The sequence below is a fragment of the Mesorhizobium sp. GbtcB19 genome (genome assembly GCF_019091085.1).
Classification (GTDB): domain Bacteria; phylum Pseudomonadota; class Alphaproteobacteria; order Rhizobiales; family Rhizobiaceae; genus Mesorhizobium.
In genome coordinates, this window is the sequence record NZ_JAGXJY010000080.1 from 1 (window position 1) to 850 (window position 850).

Below are 850 nucleotides of genomic sequence, written 5' to 3' on the forward strand. Positions count from 1 at the left end.
CCTCTTTTGAAATATTCTGATACAATCGCTGATTTTTACAGTTTATGCAGATGGAACTGTCAATTTCATTATCATATTTCACTAATTCTATTGAATAATGTATTTTATAACGATTGCCTATAAAATTTGTATCCTCTAAAAAATGAATAAAAGAATTAGCGTGTTTAGCTACTTTTATCGCATTAATAATTTCTTCCTTTACAACATCAATAAGAATGTTTCCCTTGTTTTCTTCTGTTCCTGAAACTTTAGTACGGAACATAAATACTACTTCATTTAAAACAGTATTACCATAATCTATTTTTAAAAAATCGTATCAATACTCATCGTTTAAATTTAAATGATTGTTATGATCTAATCATTATACATTCTACGATTTTTGTAAAATATATCTAGCGTGTAAAATATTAACATGTTACCATTTTGATTAAAGGGCGTTTTTAATTTTGTTCCGCAATCGGGCCAGATTGTTGAATAACATTTATCAAGATAAATTACATATTTATCATATAATATTATATAAAATAACCAATTAAGGTTATAAATGGAATTCAATAGTTGGAGCAGATGAAGATGATAATATTAAGAAAGGCCTTTTAAATGAAAAGATATTTTGTGAAAGAAAGGGGAAAACTTAATTGCTTGATCACCTAAAAAATTATGCAATTTATAGTTATGAAAGACTTAGACTTTTACAACCACATATACAAACAACTGGCATATTCAGGGTAGGAGATAAGTATATTATCCACTGTGAAAATCCAGGTTTACCCGCAATCGAGGGAAATGGAAAAAGTATAAAAGATGTATTTAATAATGAAATAAGAGTTGCAGGTTGTCCAGTAACAAT

Annotated in this window: 2 protein-coding genes; one reads left to right on the top strand and one right to left on the bottom strand. The window is 27.2% G+C overall.

Going from position 1 to position 850, the window contains the following annotated elements; genetic code table 11:
- The coding region (locus KVT37_RS31665; protein WP_217578941.1) for a hypothetical protein at positions 1-262 on the bottom strand (262 nt) is incomplete at its 3' end.
- A 376-nt stretch (positions 263-638) separates the two neighbouring features.
- On the opposite strand from KVT37_RS31665, the gene KVT37_RS31670 reads away from it, so the two are divergent.
- Positions 639-850 (top strand): hypothetical protein (locus KVT37_RS31670; protein WP_217578942.1); only part of this gene is annotated, 212 nt, incomplete at its 3' end.